19 protein-coding genes are annotated in these 20,293 nt (G+C 60.6%); 16 read left to right on the top strand and 3 right to left on the bottom strand.

Going from position 1 to position 20,293, the window contains the following annotated elements; all coding sequences use genetic code 11:
• Positions 1-2: 2 nt before the first annotated feature.
• From CCGE525_RS24645 to nuoG, 15 genes are all read left to right on the top strand, one after another.
• Positions 3-1,130, top strand: a complete 1,128-nt coding sequence (locus CCGE525_RS24645) for an S-(hydroxymethyl)glutathione dehydrogenase/class III alcohol dehydrogenase (protein ID WP_120706981.1) — start codon at positions 3-5, stop codon at positions 1,128-1,130.
• A gap of 313 nt (positions 1,131-1,443) precedes the next feature.
• Positions 1,444-1,944 (top strand): NADH-quinone oxidoreductase subunit J family protein, encoded by a 501-nt coding sequence (locus CCGE525_RS24650; protein WP_120706982.1) that lies wholly within the window; start codon positions 1,444-1,446, stop codon positions 1,942-1,944.
• Positions 1,944-2,246, top strand: a complete 303-nt coding sequence (gene nuoK / locus CCGE525_RS24655) for an NADH-quinone oxidoreductase subunit NuoK (protein ID WP_120706983.1) — start codon at positions 1,944-1,946, stop codon at positions 2,244-2,246. The genes CCGE525_RS24650 and nuoK overlap by 1 nt, the downstream gene beginning before the upstream one ends.
• 4 nt (positions 2,247-2,250) lie before the next feature.
• Complete coding sequence (locus CCGE525_RS24660) at positions 2,251-3,714, top strand: monovalent cation/H+ antiporter subunit D family protein (protein WP_120706984.1); 1,464 nt, start codon at positions 2,251-2,253, stop codon at positions 3,712-3,714.
• On the top strand, positions 3,711-3,965 hold the full coding sequence (locus CCGE525_RS24665) for a hypothetical protein (protein WP_120706985.1): 255 nt from the start codon (positions 3,711-3,713) through the stop codon (positions 3,963-3,965). The genes CCGE525_RS24660 and CCGE525_RS24665 overlap by 4 nt, the downstream gene beginning before the upstream one ends.
• On the top strand, positions 3,958-5,733 hold the full coding sequence (locus tag CCGE525_RS24670) for a Na(+)/H(+) antiporter subunit D (protein ID WP_120706986.1): 1,776 nt from the start codon (positions 3,958-3,960) through the stop codon (positions 5,731-5,733). The genes CCGE525_RS24665 and CCGE525_RS24670 overlap by 8 nt, the downstream gene beginning before the upstream one ends.
• A 9-nt stretch (positions 5,734-5,742) precedes the next feature.
• Positions 5,743-7,218 carry an NADH-quinone oxidoreductase subunit M gene (locus CCGE525_RS24675; protein ID WP_120706987.1) on the top strand — a complete coding sequence of 492 codons (1,476 nt, stop codon included), beginning with the start codon at positions 5,743-5,745 and terminating at the stop codon, positions 7,216-7,218.
• Complete coding sequence (locus tag CCGE525_RS24680; RefSeq protein WP_120706988.1) at positions 7,215-8,654, top strand: NADH-quinone oxidoreductase subunit N; 1,440 nt, start codon at positions 7,215-7,217, stop codon at positions 8,652-8,654. Before CCGE525_RS24675 ends, CCGE525_RS24680 begins: the two co-directional genes overlap by 4 nt.
• Positions 8,655-8,806: 152 nt before the next feature.
• Positions 8,807-9,172: an NADH-quinone oxidoreductase subunit A gene (locus tag CCGE525_RS24685; RefSeq protein WP_120706989.1), complete on the top strand. Its 366-nt coding sequence runs from the start codon at positions 8,807-8,809 to the stop codon at positions 9,170-9,172.
• The gene (locus tag CCGE525_RS24690; RefSeq protein WP_120706990.1) at positions 9,160-9,663 is read left to right on the top strand and encodes a NuoB/complex I 20 kDa subunit family protein; all 504 of its coding nucleotides are present in this window, start codon (positions 9,160-9,162) and stop codon (positions 9,661-9,663) included. The genes CCGE525_RS24685 and CCGE525_RS24690 overlap by 13 nt, the downstream gene beginning before the upstream one ends.
• On the top strand, positions 9,660-10,223 hold the full coding sequence (locus CCGE525_RS24695; protein ID WP_120706991.1) for an NADH-quinone oxidoreductase subunit C: 564 nt from the start codon (positions 9,660-9,662) through the stop codon (positions 10,221-10,223). Before CCGE525_RS24690 ends, CCGE525_RS24695 begins: the two co-directional genes overlap by 4 nt.
• A 1-nt stretch (position 10,224) precedes the next feature.
• Positions 10,225-11,439 carry an NADH dehydrogenase (quinone) subunit D gene (gene nuoD, locus CCGE525_RS24700; RefSeq protein ID WP_120706992.1) on the top strand — a complete coding sequence of 405 codons (1,215 nt, stop codon included), beginning with the start codon at positions 10,225-10,227 and terminating at the stop codon, positions 11,437-11,439.
• A gap of 16 nt (positions 11,440-11,455) precedes the next feature.
• Complete coding sequence (locus CCGE525_RS24705) at positions 11,456-11,968, top strand: NADH-quinone oxidoreductase subunit NuoE (protein WP_120706993.1); 513 nt, start codon at positions 11,456-11,458, stop codon at positions 11,966-11,968.
• Between the two features lie 4 nt (positions 11,969-11,972).
• On the top strand, positions 11,973-13,238 hold the full coding sequence (gene nuoF / locus CCGE525_RS24710) for an NADH-quinone oxidoreductase subunit NuoF (protein ID WP_120706994.1): 1,266 nt from the start codon (positions 11,973-11,975) through the stop codon (positions 13,236-13,238).
• A 32-nt stretch (positions 13,239-13,270) separates the two neighbouring features.
• On the top strand, positions 13,271-15,856 hold the full coding sequence (nuoG, locus tag CCGE525_RS24715) for an NADH-quinone oxidoreductase subunit NuoG (RefSeq protein WP_120706995.1): 2,586 nt from the start codon (positions 13,271-13,273) through the stop codon (positions 15,854-15,856).
• Positions 15,857-15,903: 47 nt separating this feature from the next.
• Here the strand turns inward: nuoG and CCGE525_RS24720 are convergent, their stop codons facing one another.
• Genes CCGE525_RS24720 through nuoH form a run of 3 tightly spaced genes read right to left on the bottom strand, consistent with a single transcriptional unit; the run spans position 15,904 to position 17,970 of the window.
• On the bottom strand, positions 15,904-16,344 hold the full coding sequence (locus CCGE525_RS24720) for a CBS domain-containing protein (protein WP_120706996.1): 441 nt from the start codon (positions 16,342-16,344) through the stop codon (positions 15,904-15,906).
• Between the two features lie 42 nt (positions 16,345-16,386).
• Positions 16,387-16,953, bottom strand: coding sequence for an NADH-quinone oxidoreductase subunit I (locus CCGE525_RS24725; protein WP_120706997.1), 567 nt, complete (start codon positions 16,951-16,953; stop codon positions 16,387-16,389).
• A gap of 30 nt (positions 16,954-16,983) precedes the next feature.
• A complete protein-coding gene (gene nuoH / locus CCGE525_RS24730; RefSeq protein WP_120706998.1) occupies positions 16,984-17,970 on the bottom strand; it encodes an NADH-quinone oxidoreductase subunit NuoH in 987 nt (328 codons plus the stop codon).
• A gap of 330 nt (positions 17,971-18,300) precedes the next feature.
• Here nuoH and CCGE525_RS24735 point away from each other — a divergent pair, with 330 nt between their 5' ends.
• Positions 18,301-20,262 (top strand): elongation factor G, encoded by a 1,962-nt coding sequence (locus CCGE525_RS24735; RefSeq protein WP_120706999.1) that lies wholly within the window; start codon positions 18,301-18,303, stop codon positions 20,260-20,262.
• The last annotated feature ends 31 nt before the right edge of the window (positions 20,263-20,293 follow it).

Raw genomic sequence — 20,293 nt, forward strand, 5'->3', positions numbered from 1 at the left:
CCATGGATGTGCGCGCCGCCGTAGCCGTTGCCGCTGGAAAACCGCTCGAAGTCATGACTGTGCAGCTCGATGGCCCGAAGGCCGGCGAAGTGCTGATCGAGGTCAAGGCGACGGGCATCTGCCATACCGACGATTTCACCCTGTCGGGCGCCGATCCGGAAGGCCTGTTTCCGGCGATCCTCGGCCATGAGGGCGCCGGCATCGTCGTCGATGTCGGCCCGGGCGTCACCTCGGTCAAGAAGGGTGATCACGTCATTCCGCTTTATACGCCCGAATGCCGCGAATGCCCGTCCTGCCTGTCGCGCAAGACCAATCTGTGCACGGCGATCCGTTCGACCCAGGGCCAGGGCCTGATGCCGGACGGCACCTCGCGCTTTTCGATCGGCAAGGACAAGATCCATCACTATATGGGCTGCTCGACCTTCGCCAATTATACGGTGCTGCCGGAGATCGCCGTCGCCAAGGTCAATCCCGACGCCCCCTTCGACAAGATCTGCTATATCGGCTGCGGGGTGACCACCGGCATCGGCGCGGTCATCAACACCGCCAAGGTGGAGATGGGAGCGACCGCAATCGTCTTTGGCCTCGGCGGCATCGGTTTGAACGTCATCCAGGGGCTGAAGCTTGCCGGCGCCGACATGATCATCGGCGTCGACCTCAACAACGACAAGAAGGCCTGGGGCGAACGCTTCGGCATGACGCATTTCGTCAATCCGAAGGAGGTCGGCGACGACATCGTGCCCTACCTCGTCAACATGACGAAGCGCGGCGCCGACCAGATCGGCGGGGCCGACTACACCTTCGACTGCACGGGCAACACCAAGGTGATGCGCCAGGCACTGGAAGCCTCGCATCGCGGCTGGGGCAAATCCGTCGTCATCGGCGTTGCCGGCGCCGGCCAGGAGATTTCCACCCGTCCCTTCCAGCTGGTCACCGGCCGCACCTGGATGGGCACGGCCTTCGGCGGGGCGCGCGGCCGCACCGACGTTCCGAGGATCGTCGACTGGTACATGGAAGGCAAAATCCAGATCGATCCGATGATTACCCACACCATGCCGCTCGAAGACATCAACAAGGGCTTCGAGCTGATGCATTCGGGGGAAAGCATTCGCAGCGTCGTGCTTTATTGAATGCTTCAATGAACGGGAAGGCGGCTTAAACCGCCTGGCGCCGTATTTTGACCCAGCCGACAAGTTCACAGTGTCACTGGTCCTGCGGACCATAACCGGAGGACCGAGCGGCATTTTGCTCCCAATATGTGCTTAGCCAGCTTCCGAAGCGTCTTTCGCTGCATTTGGACCCGCGCGGTAGCGCCATCGACGACAACAATCTTGTTAAAAATCCAATACTAGGGCACAATTTGTGAATGCACCTGAAGTGCGGAGCTATCACAAATCCGGCCGTCTCGCGCCGAGTAATAGCTCGCGTGGGAGGGTCGCGTCGATGGATCAGGGGTTTTTTCTTCTGTTCGCTTCGGTGTCCGTGATCGCGGCCCTGATGGTGGTCGTGGCGCGCAATCCGGTTCACAGCGCATTGGCGCTGATGGCTTGTTTCCTGCAGATTTCTGCCATCTTTGTCTTACTCGGGGCGCCGTTCCTCGCGGTCATCCAGCTATTCGTCTATGTCGGCGCGATCATGGTCCTCTTCCTGTTCGTGATCATGATGATTGATGTGCGCGAAGCGGTTTTGCAGCGGTTCCTACCGGGCGGCAATCTGTCAGCTCTGGTACTGCTCGTCCTGCTTGGGCTCGAGATGGTTGCGCTGGTGCTCCGGAGCGGCCGTTTTGCGGTTACGGAGCCCGTCGCCCCGGGTGGCGGCGATGAGATCAGACAGCTCAGCACAACGCTTTTTGCCGATTATCTCCTGCCGTTCGAAGTCGCCTCCGTCATCCTGCTGGCGGCCCTGATCGGCGCCATCGTTCTGGCGCGCAAGGAGTCGGGGTGATGGTTCCGCTCTGGTGGTATATTTTGCTCGGTGTGGTTCTGTTCGTGATCGGAGCGGCAGGCGTGTTGCTCAGGCGCAATATTCTTGTCGTGCTGATGTCGTTGGAGCTGCTGCTCAATTCGGTCAACATCAACTTCCTCGCCTTCGGGCGCCAGTACGGCGATTTCCGTGGGCAGATCTTCGCGATCTTCGTCATCGCAATCACCGCGGCGGAGGTTGCCGTCGCCCTCGGTATCTTGGTTGCCCTTGTGCGGAACAAATCCACCCTCAAGGTCGACGACGTGACCATGATGAAAGGATAGCGGCTTGGACCCGGTGACATCGATCCGGCCACTGCTTGCCGTCGCCGTTCCAGGCCTGGCGGCCCTGATAATTCTGCTTCTGAACAACCGTGAGAAACTCCGCGATCTCGTCTCGCCATTGGCCGCAATTGTCCTGTTCGCGATTGTCGCCTCGATGGCCCCCACGGTGCTTTCGGGCGGGACGGTCGATTTGCACCTGTTCGAGATATTGCCGGGGGTCGAGTTCGCTTTCAGGGCCGATGCGCTCGGCATGGTATTCGCCACCATTTCGTCGCTGCTATGGATCGTGGCCGCAATCTATTCCATCGGCTACATGCGGCACTTGAACGAGCATGCACAGACCCGGTTCTTCGCTTGCTTCGCCACCAGCCTTGCGGCCGCCGTCGGGGGCGCCTTCGCCGCCAATCTGTTCACGTTGGTCATATTCTACGAGGCGCTCAGCCTCGTTACCTATCCACTCGTCTATCACCATGAGGACGAAGAGGGATGGAAGGGCGCCCACAAGTACCTCGTCTATTTGATGGGAGCGTCGAAAAGCGTGCTGCTCGCCGCGCTGGCGCTGACCTACTCCATTGCAGGGGCCCTCGATTTTAGGGAGGGGGGACTATTGGCCGGCGTCAATGCCTCGGCGGCGCTACTGACGGTCGTCTATTTCTGCTACCTCTTCGGCTTCGCCAAGGCGGCAGTGATGCCGATGCACGCCTGGCTGCCGGCCGCGATGGTAGCGCCGACGCCGGTTAGCGCGCTCCTGCATGCCGTGGCTGTGGTCAAGATGGGCGTGTTTTGTTTGCTGCGGGTAGTGTTCCATGTCTTCGGCGTCAAGCTGGTCGGCGAGCTGGGCCTCGGCATCGCCACAGCCTATCTGGTCTCGTTCACGATCCTGATGGCATCGATCTATGCTTTGACGCGGGACGATCTGAAGGCGAGGCTTGCCTATTCGACAGTCAGCCAGCTCTCCTACATCGTGCTGGGCGCGGTTCTGCTGTCGCCGGTCGCGATGGTCGGCGGCATTATCCACATGGCTGCGCACGCATTCTCGAAGATCACGCTCTTTTTCTGCGCCGGGTCGATCTACTGCGCGTCCGGCAAGCGAAACATCAGCGACATGGCTGGTATCGGCCGCAGGCTGCCCTGGACGATGGGCGCATTTTTCATCGCTTCACTAAGCATGATCGGAATACCGCCGACCGCGGGCTTCGTCAGCAAGTGGTATCTGACCATGGGCTCCGTGGACGCGGGGCAGATCGCGTTCGTGGCTGTGCTTCTGGTAAGCTCGGTCCTGAACGCAGCCTATTTCCTGCCGGTGAGCTACGCCGCCTTCTTCGGGACGGAGGCGCAAGAGAGCCCGCCGACGGTCCGTGAAATACCGCTGGTGACGATCCCGCTTGTCGCGACCGCCATCCTCTCGGTGCTGATGGGCATCTTCCCCGGCTATTTCCTCACCCTGGCGGATGGAGTGGTCAGATGATCAAACGTGTCGTCCATTTCTTTGGTGACGAGGAATATGCCAGGCGGCGGCGCCAGCTGTTCTATCTGATGCTCATCCTGATCGTCGCGGCTGACTTTCTGGTCCCTCGAGATCATGCCGAATATCCGTGGGACCGCGTACCTGGGTGGTCCGCCGTCTACGGCTTCGGCTCCTGCATAGTGCTCATCTTCGTTTCCAAGTTTCTCGGCCATCGGGTCGGGCTGATGCGGCGCGAGGATTATTATGACTGACTTCATCCATCCCGCTCTGCTCTTCATCCTCGGCGCTCTGCCGATCCCGTTCCTTAGCGGGTCGATCCGCAAGGCCTATCTGCTGCTGATCCCGGCGCTCGCGATCCTCGCCGTGCTCACGATGCAGCCTGGCAGCTATGGCGAGGTGCGGTTCATCGGGCAGGAACTCCTGATCGCGAAGGTCGACAAGCTGAGCATCGTCTTTGCCACCGTTTTCACCATCATGGCGCTGATCGGCATGGTCTATGCGCTGCACCTGACGGATGCTGGCCAGCACGTGGCGGCCTTCATCTATGTCGGCGGCGCGCTCGGTGTGGTGTTCGCCGGTGACTACTTGACTCTCTACATGTTCTGGGAGGCCATGGCATTCGCCTCCGCTTACCTGGTTTTCGCGCAACGCGGCGGGCCAGCGATACGGGCAGGGTTCCGATATCTGATGGTCCATATAACCGGTGGCGTCGTTCTGCTCGGCGGCATCATTCTCCACGGGCTCTCCACTGGCTCGCTGCTCTTTGGCCCGATGGGGCGGGGGGCGATCGATGGCGGGATGGGCGCCGGCGCCTATCTGATCCTCGCCGGATTCATCCTCAACGCAGCTGTGCCGCCGCTCAACGCGTGGCTGACCGATGCCTATCCGGAGGCGACCGTCACCGGGGCGGTGTTCATGAGCGCCTTCACCACCAAGACCGCCGTCTATGTCCTGGCGCGGGCATTTCCGGGCACCGAGATACTGGTCTGGCTCGGCACCGTGATGGCGCTCTATGGCGTCATCTATGCGGTGCTGGAGAACGATTGCCGACGGCTTCTCGCCTATCACATCGTCAGCCAGGTGGGCTACATGGTGGCGGGGATCGGCATCGGGACCGAGATGGCGGTGAATGGCGCCGCCAGTCATGCCTTCGCGCATATTCTCTACAAGGCGCTGCTTTTCATGGGGGCTGGGGCGGTGATCCACGTCACGGGGCGGCGCAAGCTCACCGAGCTTGGCGGGCTCTACAAGACCATGCCACTGACCGTGGCACTCTACATGGTTGGCGCCTTCGCGATCTCGGCATTTCCGTTCTTCTCGGGCTTTGTCACCAAATCGATGGTCATCGCCGCGGCTGGAGAGGATCATCGGGCGCTGGTGGTGCTGGCCCTGACGATGGCGTCGTCCGGGACGTTCCTGCACACCGGGCTCAAGCTCCCCTATTACATGTTTTTCGGCACGGATCGGAAACTGGAAGCGCGGGAGCCGCCGCGCAACATGCTGGTCGCGATGGCCATGGCGGCGGTGCTCTGCATTGCGATCGGGGTCTTCCCCCAGCCGCTTTATGCGCTTTTGCCCTATCCCGTCGATTTCCAACCCTATACTGGCCTCCATGTCATGGAGAGCCTCGGCCTGCTGATGTTCACCACCCTGGGATTCGTGCTGTTCCTCAAGGCGCTCGATCCCGAGAACACGATCAGCATCGATACCGACTGGTTCTATCGCAAGGGCGCGCGGGGCTTCATGTGGCTCGCTGAAAAGCCTCTGGCGCGCTACGAGAAGGCGGTGAGCGACGTGTCCGAGACCGCGGCGCTGCCCTTCCTGCATGGTGCGGCGCGGGCGGGACTGCGGGTCGATCTCACCGGCGTGGATGCCGTTGTGAACGGCGTTGCCCGATCGATCCTGCGTGGCGGAGCCAGGCTGCGGCGGCTCCAGACCGGCGTCGTCACCCATTACGCGCTGGCGATGCTCGTCGGGGTGACGGCAGCCATCATCGTCTTCGCAGTGGCGTGGCGGTAGGGGGGTGCCATGGGGTTCCCGCTCCTCAGCTTCGTCGTATTCACGCCTGCCGCCGGTGCGGCGATTCTGATGTTTCTGCGCGGCGACGATGCGGTGCGGTGGACGGCGCTGGGCGTCACCATCCTCGACCTTGCTTTCTGCATCGCCATGCTGGCCGGCTTCGACACCACCAGCCAGGCGATGCAGTTTACCGAGTCGCGCCAATGGGTGCCCGCACTTGGGATCACCTATGCACTTGGTGTCGACGGAATCAGCGTGCTCTTCGTGTTCCTGACCGCGCTGCTCAGTTGGATCTGCGTGCTTGCCTCCTGGGTTGCGATCGACCGCAAGGTGAAAGAGTTCATGATTAGTCTGCTGGTCATGCAGGCGCTGATGCTGGGGGTGTTTTGCGCGCTCGACCTGTTCCTGTTCTACGTCTTCTGGGAGGCAATGCTGATCCCGATGTACCTGATCATCGGCGTATGGGGCGGCGACGGGCGGCTCTATGCAGCGTTCAAATTCTTTCTCTACACGCTGGCGGGCAGCCTCCTCTTCCTGATCGGTGTCATCGTGCTCTATTTCCAGGGCGGTAGGACCTTTGACATCCTCGCACTCACGGCACAGGTTTTGCCGTTCCAGGTCCAGTCCTGGCTGTTCTTCGCCTTTCTGATCGCCTTCGCGGTCAAGGTGCCTATGGTCCCGGTGCACACCTGGCTGCCGGACGCCCATGTGCAGGCGCCGACGGCTGGCAGCATCATCCTCGCCGGCGTGCTTCTGAAGATGGGCGCCTACGGATTCCTGCGGTTCTCGCTGCCGATGCTGCCGGCGGCGACAGTGTATTATTCGCCGCTGATGCTGGCGCTTTCGGCGCTTGCGATCGTTTATGGCGGGTTGCTTGCGCTGGCGCAGGACGATCTGAAGAAGCTGGTGGCCTATTCCAGCATCAGCCACATGGGCTTCGTGACGCTGGGAATTTTTGCGTTGAATTTCCGCGGGATCGAGGGCGGCATCCTGCAAATGTTCAATCATGGCGTAACGACGGGCGCATTGTTCCTGTTCGTCGGCCTGATTTACGAGCGGACGCATACCCGCAGCATCGCAAATTATGGCGGGTTGATGAAGGTGGCGCCGGTCTATACCGCGTTTCTCGCGCTGTTCACCCTGTCATCGATGGCTCTGCCGGGAACGAATTCATTCGTGGGCGAGTTGCTGGTGCTGTCTGGCGGATTTACGGCCAACCTGGCCGCTGGTGCGGCCGCGGTTTTGGGCGCTTTGCTGGGGGCGGCCTATCTGCTTGGCATGTTTGGGAATGTGGCACTTGGTTCGCCCAGCGCCGGCTTCCAGTTTAAGGTACGCGACGTGAATGCCCGTGAGATGGCCGCGATTTTGCCGCTGGCCGTCTTCGTGCTTTGGATAGGGCTCTATCCGAAACCCTTTCTAAACATCATTGACGTCTCGGTGCAGCATCTGCTGGCGCAAGTGCACGCTAAGGGGAACGGCCAATGACCGACGCCGCGCTGTTCCAGTCGATCCTTGCAAGTTTGCCCGAGATCGTGGTGGTCACTGGAGCCTGCGTCCTGTTGATCCTGGGACAGTTCGTGCGGAAGGAGCAGGAATATTTCCTTGTCTGGGCGTCTGTCGCGGTCGTGCTGATCGCCGCGATTGCGACACTCATGCTGGCGGGCGAGGTGCGGCCGGCTTACGCGGGCATGTTTGTCGCCGACCGCTTCGCGGTCTTCTTCAAGCTCGTCTTCTACCTGGCCACCGTCCTGACATTCTTCCTTTCACGAAAATATGCCGACATCGAAGGGATCGAGAGCAGCGAATATTATGTCCTGCTGCTCTTTGCGCTTTCTGGAATGATGATCATGGCCTCGGCGACCGATCTCCTGTCGATCTACGTGGGGCTCGAACTGATGGTGCTTTGCACCTATGTGCTGACCGGCTTTATGCGGCGGGAGCGTCGGTCGAACGAAGCGGCGCTGAAATACGTGATCCTTGGCGCGGTCTCGACCGGGATTTTTCTTTACGGCGTTTCCCTGGTCTACGGGCTCACCGGTACGACGCAACTGGACGCGATGGCTGCGGCAGCGAGCGGTCATCCGGTCGATCCCGGATTGCTGCTGGCGGTGGTTTTCATCGTCGCGGGGTTGGTCTTCAAAGTCGGCGCGGTTCCGTTCCATATGTGGCTACCGGATGTCTATGAAGGCGCGCCGACGACGATCACGGCCTTCATGTCAGTCGGCCCCAAGGCGGCTGGATTCGCGGTGATCCTGCGCGTATTCCTCAACCCTCTCTTCGCAGCCTCCGACGTCTGGATCATCGTTGCGGTCCTTGCGGTGGCGACGATGGCGCTCGGCAGTTTCGTGGCGCTGGTACAGGATAACTTCAAACGCCTTCTGGCTTATTCCAGTATTGCGCATGCCGGTTTCGCCATTTTCGGCGTGGTGGCCGGTGGTCCGGACGGCATCGCCAGTGTGATGCTCTATCTGCTGATCTATTCTTTCATGAACCTCGGGATTTTCGGTACGGTCATCATGATGCGGAACGCCGATTTTTCGGGCGAGGCCATCGAAGACTATGCGGGTTTGGCCAAGTCGCATCCCGGGCTTGCGCTTCTGATGCTGCTCTATCTCTTCTCGCTGGCCGGCATTCCGCCGACGGCCGGCTTCTTCGCCAAGTTCTACGTGCTGGTCGCGCTCGTCGAGCGTGGTTTCGTGATGCTGGCGGTGATCGCGGTGCTACTGAGCGCCGTTGCTGCTTACTTCTATATCCGCATCGTCATGGTGATTTATATGCGCGAGCCAGGGAGGGTCTTCGCCCCGGCGCTGACGCCCTTGGTGCGCGCCACGCTCGCTTTCACCGCCGCCGGCACTATCGGCATCGGCCTATTTCCATCGTGGTTTCTGAGACTTGCCCAACATTCGGTATTGGGCGGCTGATCGATTGGATTTGCAATGATCCGCCCGACGGAATAAACTCTGAACGTAGGAAAGGATTGCCCAAACCGCTTCCGGGCGACCGCGCAACTGGTCCCAAATGAGGTCCGTCGCCGCCTGAGAAAAGCCCTTAGTTGGGTGATCGGTGCAGTGCGATGACTGCAATGGAATTCTTGCCGGTTCTTTTCATGGTCGCCGGAGTGGTCCTGGTGGCGGTGGTGACGTTGTTTGTTTCCTCGCTGCTGCGTCCGTCCAATCCCTATAGCGCGAAGAACATGCCCTATGAATGCGGCATGGACGCTGCTGGAGAGGCAGCCGGCGGCCGCTTCAGGGTGCCGTTTTTTATTCTCGCGATCCTGCTGGTCGTCTTCGATGTCGAGGCGATGTTCCTCTTTCCCTGGGCCGTCGTCCTGAAAGAGATCGGGCTGGTCGGATATGTCGAGATGTTCGTCTTTATGCTGCTGCTTCTCGTGGGCTTTGGCTACGCCTGGCTGAAAGGAGCGCTGGAATGGGAGGCGTAAACAATGCGATCCGCGACAGCGTGCTGTTCACCACGGCCGATAGCGTTATTAGCTGGAGCCGGAGGTCGGCGCTGTGGCCGGAAACCTTTGGCATTGCCTGCTGCGCCATCGAGATGATCTCGGCCGGATGCGCCCGCTATGATCTCGACCGGTTCGGCGTGGTGTTCCGCCCTTCGCCGCGACAGTCCGATGTGATGATTATCGCCGGCACCGTGACCCGGAAATTCGCGCCCGTCGTGCGGCGGCTCTATGACCAGATGCCAGAACCGCGCTGGGTGATCGCCATGGGCACCTGCGCTATCTCGGGCGGGGTCTACAACACCTATGCCGTGGTGCAGGGTTCGGAAACCTTCGTGCCCGTCGACGTGCATGTGCCGGGCTGCCCGCCCCGGCCCGAGGCGCTGATGCATGGCTTCCTGCTGCTTCAAGAGAAGATCAAGAGGTCCCGCGCGCTCGCCGGGACGCCTCTCGATCGGGTTGCAACATCATGAGTGTGAAGCCGCTTCTCAATAGCGCTCTGATCATGGAGCGTTTCGGGGGAGCAATCGAGGACCTCGGCGTCGCGCATGGTATCCAGGTCTTTGCTGTTCCACCTGCGGCGATTGTCGAATTCTGTCGGTTTCTGAAAGAACATCCGGCGTTGCGGCTCAATTTCCTTTCGGACATCTGCGGGGTTGATCATTACCCCGAAACGCCCCGGTTCGAGGCGGTGTACCACCTCTATTCGCTACCCAACAGGTGGCGGGTTCGTATCAAGTGCCGGCTCGGCGATCCTCCGCAGGTTCCCTCGGTCACGGGCGTATGGCGCACGGCCAACTGGCATGAGCGCGAGGCCTGGGACATGTACGGCATCAGGTTCGAGGGGCATCCCGATCTACGCCGGATTTACATGTGGGAGGGTTTCCAGGGCTTTCCCCAGCGCAAGGATTTTCCCCTGCGTGGCTACAAGGATAAGTTAAACCCCTTCGGCGCCGAAGGTCCGCCGCCAACGCAGCCTGACCTCGCCACAAGGAATATTCCACAAGGAGGCCGTTCTAAACCGGAAAGTTGAGATGACTGAAGTCACCGAGCTCGACAGGCCCGAAGGCGAAGCGCTCAATACTAGGGAAGTGCTTCTCAATCTCGGCCCGCAGCACCCCAGCACTCACGGGGTTCTTCGGCTCGTCCTCGAACTGGACGGCGAGCTTGTCGAGCGCGTGGACCCGCATATCGGCTACCTCCACCGCGGTACCGAAAAACTAGCGGAGAGCTTCACCTATACGCAGATATTCCCGCTGACGGACCGGCTCGACTATCTCTGCCCGCCTTCGAACAACCTGGCCTTCGCGCTGGCGGTGGAGAAACTCCTCGGCATAGAAGCACCGCTGCGGGCGCAGTATATCCGCGTGATGATGGCCGAGCTGGCGCGGATTTCCGGCCATCTCCTGATCACCGGCGCGTTGCCGATGGACCTGGGCGCCATGACTGCGCTCCTTTACGCCATGCGCGAGCGCGAAATGATCATGGACCTGATGGAGATGATTACTGGTGCGCGCATGCACACCTCGTTCTGCAGGGTTGGCGGGGTGCGCGAAGACCTGCCGGACGGTTTCCTTCCTAAGATCAGGGAGTTCTGCGACATCTTCCCGAGCCGGATCCGCGACTATGAGCGATTGCTCGAAGATAACAGGGTGTTCCTCAAGCGCACGAAAGGCGTGGGCGTGATCTCCGGCGACGACGCCGTCGATCTCGGCCTGAGCGGCCCGAACCTACGTGCTTCCGGAGTCGACTGGGACATCCGTCGCGACGAACCCTACGAAATTTATGACCGGCTCGATTTCAACGTCATCACCCGCAAGGAGGGCGATTGCTACGCGCGCTGGCAATGCCGGGTCGACGAGATGCGCGAAAGCATGAAGATTATCGAACAATGCATCGAGCAGATGCCCGAAGGGCGGTTCCTGATCGACATGCCGACCATCGCCTTCCCGCTGGACAAGGATCGGGTGCACTGCTCGATGGAGGCGCTCATCCAGCATTTCGACCTGTCGGCCTACGGCTTCAACGTGCCGAAGGGCGAGGTCTATTCGGCGATCGAGGCGCCAAAGGGCGAGCTCGGCTTTTACATCATTAGCGACGGGTCGCCAAAGCCGTTCCGCATGAAGGTGCGGGCACCTTCATTCGTCAACCTTCAGGCCCTTTTCGGGGTCACCAACGCCCGCTACCTGGCGGACATGATCGCCGTGCTCGGCAGCCTCGACCCCGTGATGGCAGAGGTGGACAAGTAGCAGGGATTTGGATGCGATGACCATGCGCGAAAAGATCGAAGAGGCGGCAGTGCGGTATCCCGACCGGCGCTCGGCGATCATGCCCGCACTACTGATCGCCCAGAAGGAACATGGCCATCTGCCTGGCCCGGTGTTGGAAGAGGTTGCCGACATTCTTGGGGTCGAGCGGATCTGGGTCTACGAACTGGCGACTTTCTACACCCATTTCCATACCGAGCCGATCGGGATGTTCCACCTGCAGCTTTGCGACAACGTCTCCTGCATGCTGCGCCGATCCGAGGACCTGCTGCGGCATATGGAGGATGTTCTCGGGATCAAGAAGGGCGGCACGACGCCAGATGGGCTGTTCACGCTTTCGACCGTCGAATGCCTTGGTGCTTGCGAGATGGCTCCGGTGATGCAAGTCGGCGATGATTACCACGGCGACCTCGATGTCGCTCGGATAGACGCGCTCTTGAACAGTCTGCGGGCGACCGCCGGGCGAGTAGTGGGCGTTGAGCCCGCCTCTATCCGGCCGTCGGGAGAGTAGCGTGATGTTCGACCCGGTTCTTCTCAGAAATATAGGTGATCCCGACAGCCGTTTGCTGTCGACTTATGAGGCCGGCGGCGGCTACCGGGCTCTGGCGAAGGTGCTGCACGAGCACTCGCCCGACGAGGTCATCGATCTCGTCAAAGCGTCCAATCTGCGCGGCCGTGGCGGCGCCGGATTTCCTACGGGGATGAAATGGAGTTTCGTGCCGAAGCGGAACGACAAGCCGAAATATCTGTGCTGCAACGCCGATGAGGGCGAGCCGGGCACCTTCAAGGACCGGATCATCATGGAGCGAGACCCGCACCAGCTCATCGAGGGGCTGGCGATCAGCGCCTACGCGATTGGAGCCGAAACCGCCTATGTCTACGTCCGCGGAGAATATGTAATGGCGATACGTCACCTCGAGCACGCGATCGCCGAGGCTCATGAAAAGGGTTATCTGGGGCGGAAGGTTCTAAGCTCGGATTTCAATTTCGCAATACACATCCACTGCGGCGCCGGCGCCTATATCTGCGGCGAGGAGACCGCGATGCTCGAGTCGCTTGAGGGCAAGCGAGCGCAGCCGCGATTGAAGCCGCCATTTCCGGCCGTGGCCGGGCTCTACGCCAGCCCGACCGTGATCAACAATGTCGAGACGCTCGTTTGCGTGCCGCACATCATTATGCGAGGGCCGGACTGGTTTCGGGATATCGGGCCGGACAAGAGCCCCGGCCCGAAGCTCTACTGCCTCAGCGGGCAGGTCCGCAAACCCGGCCTCTACGAGTTGCCGATGGGCATACCGCTGCGCGAGCTGGTCGAGGACTACGCCGGCGGCGCCCTGCCGGGCCGCAAGATCAAGGCGGTGATCCCCGGCGGGGTTTCGGCGCCGCTGATTCCGGAGCGCGGTCTGGACGTGGGGATGGACTTCGACTCGCTGGCCGCTGTCGGCTCGATGCTCGGCTCAGCAGGAGTGATCGTGATCGACGACTCGACCTGCATGGTCAAGGTCGCGACCCGGATCATCGAATTCTTCCATCATGAGTCCTGCGGCAAGTGTACTCCCTGCCGCGAAGGGCTGGACTGGGCCGTGAAAGTGCTGCACCGGGTCGAGGCGGGGCAGGGCGCGCCGGACGATCTGGACCAGCTTAAGGCTCTCTGCAAGGGCATTTTCGGCAATACCTTCTGCGCTCTGGGCGACGGCGCGGCCATGGGGCTCAGGGCGGCGCTGCAGCATTTCGAACCCGAATTCGTGGCCCATATCGAGGAGCGGAGGTGCCCGTTTCACTGAGGAGTGCAATGGGTGAGAGGCGTGAGGAAGTCATGGTTAGCGTCACGATCGACACACAAACGCTGGAAGTTGAGGCCGGCTCGACGGTGCTGCAGGCCGCCCAGCGTTTGGGCATCGACATCCCGACCTTCTGCTATCTGAAACGCCTGCCGGCGCTGGCCTCCTGCCGCATGTGTCTGGTGGAGATCGAGGGGTTGCGGCGGCTGCAGCCGTCCTGCGCCACCGCGGTAACCGATGGCATGGTGGTGCGGACGAACACGCCGCTGATCGAGGAAACGCGCTCTTCCATGCTCGACATGCTACTCGCCAACCATCCCCTCGATTGCCCGATCTGCGACAAGGGCGGCGAATGTGAGCTTCAGGATATGGTGATGGCGTACGGCCCGCGCGAAAGCCGGTTCCGCGATGACAAACGTGTGTTCCACTCGAAAGATATCCGCCTCAGTCCGGTGATCATCATGAACGTCAACCGCTGCATTCAGTGCCAGCGCTGCGTCCGGATGTGTGAGGAGGTTGTCGGCGCGGTTGCGCTCGGCACCGTCGAAAAAGGCATGGATACCGCCGTCACCGGCTTCGAGGGGAGCCTCGCAAGTTGCGATCAGTGCGGCAATTGCGTCGAGGTTTGCCCTGTCGGGGCGCTGATGAGCTTCCCCTATCGCTACAAGGCGCGGCCCTGGGATCTGGTTGAGACCGACACCATTTGCCCGCATTGCGGCACCGGTTGCCAACTGACAGTCGGCACGCGCAAGGGCGAGTTCATGCGGGTGCGCTCGAAATGGGACGAGGGGGTCAATCACGAAACGCTCTGCGCACGGGGACGCTTCGGCCTCGATTTCGTCACAAGCCGGGACCGGATAAAGCGGCCGATGATCCGTCGTGACGGCGTCCTGGTGCCGGTTTCCTGGGACGAAGCGGGGGATTATCTGCGCCGGCGTTTGTCTGCCGTCGAGAGCAAGGCTGCTGGCGGGCTGGCGTCGCCGCGCCTGCCAAATGAGGTGCTTTATCAGTTCCAGAAGCTGATGCGGACGGTCTTCGGGACCAACAATATCGACTGCTCGACGCGCTGGTCCACACCCTTCGATATACTCGGTCCGTTGGCCGCAAGCTTCTACAGCCGAGCACCGCTCGACGAAGTGATCGGCAAAGACTGCGTGCTCATTGTTGGCGGCAACGTTACCGAAGAGAATCCGGTCACCGAATATCTGCTACGGGACGCCGCACGGCGGCGACACACCGCGTTGCTCATGCTCTCGGCGCGGCCATCCCGTCTGGACGCCGATGCCCGGGCAGTCCTTCGTGCCCCACCGGGCGGAGAAGCGGCAAGCCTGGCGGCTGTTGTAGCCGAGCTTGCAGCGGTCGCCGATCAGACGTTGCCGAGCGACGACTTGGCGGACATCCAAGCAAAAATCAGCAGGCCGGCGGTGAGTACAGACGGGCTGGATCGTCTGGTCGCCGCGCTCAAGGAAGGCCACAGCGTTACCGTGCTTGTCAGCGTCGACCTGCTGAGATTGCCGGAAGCGCGAGCGACGCTGCAACAACTCAACAACCTGCTGCAGCTTCTCAGCCGGCTCGGCAAATGCCCTACAATGCAGTTTCTCTTCGACCGTGCCAACCAGATGGGGGCCTGGGACATGGGGGTTCTGCCGGCGGCTCTCCCAGGACTGCAGGCTGTCGGTGGTGATGAGGCTCGCGGAACACTCGCACGGAACTGGAGTACCGAAATCCCCTCCGAACCCGGCGCGGGTCTCGACGCCATGCTGGAGCTCTGCGTCGGTGGACGGATGGGCATGCTCTACATCGCCGGAAGTGACCCATTGATCGCCTATCCCGACAGGAGTTTCGTGACACGGGCACTTGGCGCCGCCGATCTCCTGATCGTGCAGGACACCTTCCTCACGGAGACGGCGGGCCTGGCAGAGGTCGTGCTGCCCGCCGCAGGTTATGGCGAGGAATCCGGCACCTTCACCAACAACGAAGGCCGGACCCAAAATGTCCATAAATTCCGCGAACCTGCCTTCGAGGCGCGAAGCAATCTGGCGATCTTCGATTTCGTCGCGGCGTTGCGTAACCAGCCACTGCAGCCATCGACGCAAGGCGAAATTTTTGCCGAGATTACCCGGCTGGTTCCCGCCTATCAGGGTCTGACGCAGGAGGAGCTTGGCGCCGACGGTGCGTTCACCAAGGCGGTCCCAACATCACCGGCTGGCGGGTTCTTCGCGCCGTCGCCTACCCCGAAAGCAGCCGACCGGCTGATGCTGGTCACCGGCAACGGCCTGTTCCACAATGGATATCTCTCCGAACGCTCGGAGATCCTGAATACGATCGCTGAAGACCCCTATGTCGAGATGAGCGGAGAGGATGCCGCACAACTTGGCCTTTCGGATCGCGATCAGGTGATCGTGCGATCCGACCGGGGTGAATTAACGGCGAAGCTCAAAGTCAACAGACGTTTCCCAACGGGCCTCGTGTTCGTTCCTGAAAACTACAGGGCCCTGCGTCTCAACAACCTCATGCGGCGGGGCGAATACCCATGTCCGGTGGATGTTCAAAAGGCACATGCGGTCTTCGAGTTTCCCAGGGCTGCCGGCGCCGAGGCGAGACCGGAGAGTCCGAGCTGAAACATCGCAGTCTCACTGGCCTACGTCCGCGCATCGAGCCGGCGAGATCAATGATAACGGGTCCCGGCAATATATTCGTGCATTGCCTCTTCGTTGTGCAGGGATTCTTCGAGCCGGTGCTTGACCACGTCGCCGATGCTCACCACGCCGATGGGGGTGTTGCCATCCATGACCAGCACATGGCGCGTCCGCCGTTGGGTCATGATCGCCATCACATAGGGCAGCAAATCCTGTGTCGAACACGTCGCCACATTGCGGTTCATGATGTCGGCAACCCGCATCATGGGTGCCTCGGTGCCGTGTTCGGCCACCGCATTGCAGCAGTCCCGCTCTGACAGCGTGCCTATGCATTCTCCGGGCTTGCGGCCAACGACCACGAAGCCGATGTTCTTGTCCCGAAACAGCCGCAGGACCTCCACCATCGGCCGATCCGGCCTGATCGAGATGAGTTCGGGAGATTTGTTTTTCAAAATTTGGCACACATGCATCTGAGCCTCCTGTCTCACACTCCGGCTGGACGGCAGGCGCGTTCACGTTCGCCGGATATTTCGCCACCAGTTGTAACCTTGCGGTTCGCTCGTTTCGACCAGAACTTCCTCTTCGGTGTTCAGGCGCGCAGCGACCACGCCACCGCCGGTTATCGCCTTGCCCGGCTTGCCGAGCAGATCGTCGCGCCCGATCACCAGGTCACGGGATGAAAAACTCGAGAATTCGTACTGCTGACCAAGCGCGATCGCGTCTGCGGGACAGGCGTCTTCGCACAGCCCGCAGAACAGGCACCGAGCCGTATCGATCTCGAATTTTGCGGGGTGACGATTGCCCTTCTCATCTTCGTAAGGGATGACTTCGATGCAGTCGCAGGGACAAATCCGCGCGCAGAGTTCGCAGGCCACGCATTTGATCTCGCCCTCGTCGTCGCGCTTCAGGAAGTGGTGACCGCGGTAACGCGAGTAGGGCAGCCATTTTTCCTTGTCGGGATATTGCATGGTCACAGATCTGGAGAACATGTAGCCGGAGGTCAAAGCCAAGGCTCTCGCCAGATCGGCGAAGAATGCCCAGCCGATCCATGTTCCAAGTCTGTCCTGCGCGCGCGACATTGCCGCCTCGCTGCGGAGCCGTAATGGCCCCTAAAAGAAAACAATTCCAGTTAGGATTATGTTCGCGATCGATAGAGGAAGCAAGACTTTCCATCCGATCGCCATCAGCTGGTCGTAGCGATAGCGGGGGAAAGTAAAGCGGAATAACATGAACAGATAGACGAAGAACGCGACCTTGAGCAGAAACCAGAGGAGCGGTGGCAGCGGGATCAATATACCGTTCCAGCCGCCAAAGAATAGGATCACCACCAGCACCGACATCAAGAGCATGATGGCATATTCGCTGACCATGAAGAACGCAAAGCGGATGCCGCTGTATTCGGTATGGAACCCGGCCCCCAGATCGCCTTCCGCCTCCGCCAGATCGAAGGGAATGCGTTGCGCTTCGGCCAGTCCGGCGACGAAGAACACGAAGAAGCCAATCGGTTGATAGACGATATTCCAGACATGGGCTTGTGCTCGCACAATTTCGAGCAGACTCATGGATTGCGCCAGCATCACCACGCCAATGACCGAGAATCCCATCGGGATCTCGTAGCTGATCATTTGCGCACACGTTCTGAGGCTGCCCAGAACGGCATATTTGCTGTTAGCGGCCCAGCCGCCGAAGATGACGCCATAAACCTCGATCCCAATCACAGCGAAGACGAAAAGGATCGCCACATTCATGTTGGAAACGTAGAGCGTGATTTCGGTGCCGAGGACCGAGACATTTTCGCCGAAAGGGATCGCGACGAACACCACAAAGGGTGGGACGAGCGCCAGGATCGGCGCCAGTTTGAACAGGAAGCGGTCGGCTTCGGCCGGAATATGGTCTTCTTTGGTTAGGAGCTTGATCCCGTCCGCCATCGGCTGCAGTAGCCCGTGCCAACCCACGCGCATCGGCCCCATCCGCTGCTGCATGTGTCCGGCGATCTTGCGTTCAAGCCAGGTCAGCGGCAAGGGCAGCAACAGGAGGGCCGCGATCAGAAACGCGACCTTGAAGGCGATCAGACCAAGGGCGACGATAAGTTCCATGATCCGCGGCTACTTCTTCACGGGTTGAAACGCGCCACCGGACTTCAGTTCCGGCTAAACATCGAGCACTTCCACAGGGTACAACGGTGACGCACCTCACACAATGCCATCACCGTCTGCCTGGCCGCGATATCGAGCTCTATTCCTTTCGCCCGCGATCGCCGATGGCGGGATCTCCGGTTTGAACCGCTCAGATGGTTTTTTAGCTCAATGCTCGCGCCAAGGGCGGAACCTTTGTTCAATAAGAAAATAAGAAAATTGCGCCTTGCCGCGGTTCAGGGCATCCTGTGATAGCCGAAAATTGTGCCTATGGCAGTTGGAGGAATGCCGATGCGTTGCTTTACCGTACTTGGACCCTCGCAGACTGGAAAATCGACAATTGTCGAAAAGCTCGGCTCGCTGGAGGGAACGCCGAGAAAATCCAGCTCTCCCTATGGACTGAATTTGACAGAATTCACCTTCACAAACGAAGCCTGGTGCGCGCTTGATGCACCGGGACCGAACGAAGCGTTAGCGCATGTGCAGCACGCGCTTCTCGCCAGCGACGCCTGCATTCTGTGTGTTTCTCCAGCTCCCGAGGAGGCTGTGCTCGCCGCGCCCTATCTGCGCATAATCGAGGCTTCGCAGACGCCTTGCATCCTCTTCGTCAATAGGATGGACGAACCGAGAGGGCGGCTAAGGGATGTGATCGCCGCGCTTCAGGACTATGCCAACCACAGCCTTCTGCTTCGCCAGGTCCCGATCCGCGAGGGGGATAGGATCGTGGGTAGTTGCGATCTGATTTCGGAACGGGCATGGCGCTACCGGGAAGGCCAAACTTCGGCGTTGATCGCGATCCCGGAAAGCACCGCCGAGCGCGAGCACGAAGCGCGAACCGAGCTTTTGGAACACCTGTCGGAATTCGATGACTGGCTCCTCGAGGAACTGATCGAGGACAGAGAACCGGCCAGCGACGCACTTTATGCCATTTCATCCCGGGTTCTCAGGGAAAACAGGATCATTCCAGTCCTGATCGGCTCTGCAAGCCATGGCAACGGCATGATGAGATTGATGAAGGCGCTCCGCCACGAAGCGCCGCCGGTAGCGGCTCTTCGACAGCGTCTCGCTCGTGCGAGCGCCGTCGAGGAAGGAAGGCTGACGGCCGTAAGCTTCCACGCCTATCATCGTCAGAATATCGGCAAAACGGTGCTCGTGCGTGCGCTTGGTGAGGGATTGCGGCAAGGCGTATCATTGGGCGGATCCGGCCTCGGCGCCGTACAGGATCCCGCAAACGGACGGTCCAACTCGGCGATTGCGCCTGCGCCGGGGGATGTCTTCGCGACAGTCAAGTCCGACCACTTGCCCGTGCCGTCGTTGTTGACATCAGACGCGCCGGTCGCCCCGCCGGAGTGGACGGAGCCACCGACGCCGATGCTTGAAAGGATACTGGTCCCGGGCAGCGAGCGCGATGAAAACAAGCTCTCCGAAACGCTGGCTAAACTTTCCGAGACGGATCGCGGTCTGGTCGTTTTGCAGGAAGAAGGCACCGGTGCCCAGCTCGTCCGTGCCCAGGGGCCGGTGCATCTGCGCGATCTCTGCCGAACCCTGTCCGACGTCTTTCACATCGACGTGACCGATCGGACGCCCAGCCCGATCTACCGCGAGACAATCGCGAAGCCATCCGAGGTTCATTACCGCCATCGCAAACAAACCGGCGGTGCCGGGCAATTCGCAGATGTGAAGCTGAGCATTCGCCCCAACGAGCGTGGCCGGGGCTTCACCTTCAGCGAAACCGTCAAGGGTGGCGTCGTTCCGCGCAACTACATCCCTGCCGTCGAGGCAGGCGCGCGCGAAGCGATGGAGAAGGGGCCGCTCGGCTTCGGGGTCATCGATGTCGGCGTAACGCTGTTCGATGGTCAGCACCATGCCGTCGACAGTTCGGAACACGCCTTTCGAACCGCGTCGAAGATGGGAGTGCGACAGGCGCTTTCCGAAGGATCGGCCGTTTTAATGCAGCCGATCTTCCGCAGCGAAATTCACATTCCGTCGGTCTATTCCGGCAATCTCGTCCAGATCGTCTCCGCCCTCAAGGGCCAAGTTCTCGGCTTCGACCGGGATGAAACCGCCAAGGGGTGGGACATCTTCCGGGCACTCGTTCCGGGTAGCGCGCTCGACGATCTGGCGCGGACCCTGCGCTCGGCAACGCAAGGTATTGGTTATTTTTCCAAAGCCTTCGATCATTTCGAGGAACTATATGGCAAGGAAGCGGATGCCATCGTAAGGGCACACGAGACACAACGCGTCGAACACTGAGACATTTACCGCGGGACGCGTGCGACCGTTT

Source organism: Rhizobium jaguaris (assembly GCF_003627755.1).
Classification (GTDB): domain Bacteria; phylum Pseudomonadota; class Alphaproteobacteria; order Rhizobiales; family Rhizobiaceae; genus Rhizobium; species Rhizobium jaguaris.

Bases quoted from the DNA above. Each gene is read 5' to 3' on its own strand.
- CCGE525_RS24645 (WP_120706981.1), top strand. From the start codon at position 3: ATGGATGTGCGCGCCGCCGTAGCCGTTGCCGCTGGAAAACCGCTCGAA.
- CCGE525_RS24695 (WP_120706991.1), top strand. From the start codon at position 9,660: ATGAGTGTGAAGCCGCTTCTCAATAGCGCTCTGATCATGGAGCGTTTC.
- nuoG (WP_120706995.1), top strand. From the start codon at position 13,271: ATGGTTAGCGTCACGATCGACACACAAACGCTGGAAGTTGAGGCCGGC.
- CCGE525_RS24650 (WP_120706982.1), top strand. From the start codon at position 1,444: ATGGATCAGGGGTTTTTTCTTCTGTTCGCTTCGGTGTCCGTGATCGCG.
- CCGE525_RS24675 (WP_120706987.1), top strand. From the start codon at position 5,743: ATGGGGTTCCCGCTCCTCAGCTTCGTCGTATTCACGCCTGCCGCCGGT.
- CCGE525_RS24725 (WP_120706997.1), bottom strand. From the start codon at position 16,953: ATGTCGCGCGCGCAGGACAGACTTGGAACATGGATCGGCTGGGCATTC.
- CCGE525_RS24670 (WP_120706986.1), top strand. From the start codon at position 3,958: ATGACTGACTTCATCCATCCCGCTCTGCTCTTCATCCTCGGCGCTCTG.
- nuoH (WP_120706998.1), bottom strand. From the start codon at position 17,970: ATGGAACTTATCGTCGCCCTTGGTCTGATCGCCTTCAAGGTCGCGTTT.
- CCGE525_RS24720 (WP_120706996.1), bottom strand. From the start codon at position 16,344: ATGCATGTGTGCCAAATTTTGAAAAACAAATCTCCCGAACTCATCTCG.
- CCGE525_RS24685 (WP_120706989.1), top strand. From the start codon at position 8,807: ATGACTGCAATGGAATTCTTGCCGGTTCTTTTCATGGTCGCCGGAGTG.
- CCGE525_RS24690 (WP_120706990.1), top strand. From the start codon at position 9,160: ATGGGAGGCGTAAACAATGCGATCCGCGACAGCGTGCTGTTCACCACG.
- CCGE525_RS24735 (WP_120706999.1), top strand. From the start codon at position 18,301: ATGCGTTGCTTTACCGTACTTGGACCCTCGCAGACTGGAAAATCGACA.
- nuoK (WP_120706983.1), top strand. From the start codon at position 1,944: ATGGTTCCGCTCTGGTGGTATATTTTGCTCGGTGTGGTTCTGTTCGTG.
- CCGE525_RS24705 (WP_120706993.1), top strand. From the start codon at position 11,456: ATGACCATGCGCGAAAAGATCGAAGAGGCGGCAGTGCGGTATCCCGAC.
- CCGE525_RS24680 (WP_120706988.1), top strand. From the start codon at position 7,215: ATGACCGACGCCGCGCTGTTCCAGTCGATCCTTGCAAGTTTGCCCGAG.
- nuoD (WP_120706992.1), top strand. From the start codon at position 10,225: ATGACTGAAGTCACCGAGCTCGACAGGCCCGAAGGCGAAGCGCTCAAT.
- nuoF (WP_120706994.1), top strand. From the start codon at position 11,973: ATGTTCGACCCGGTTCTTCTCAGAAATATAGGTGATCCCGACAGCCGT.
- CCGE525_RS24665 (WP_120706985.1), top strand. From the start codon at position 3,711: ATGATCAAACGTGTCGTCCATTTCTTTGGTGACGAGGAATATGCCAGG.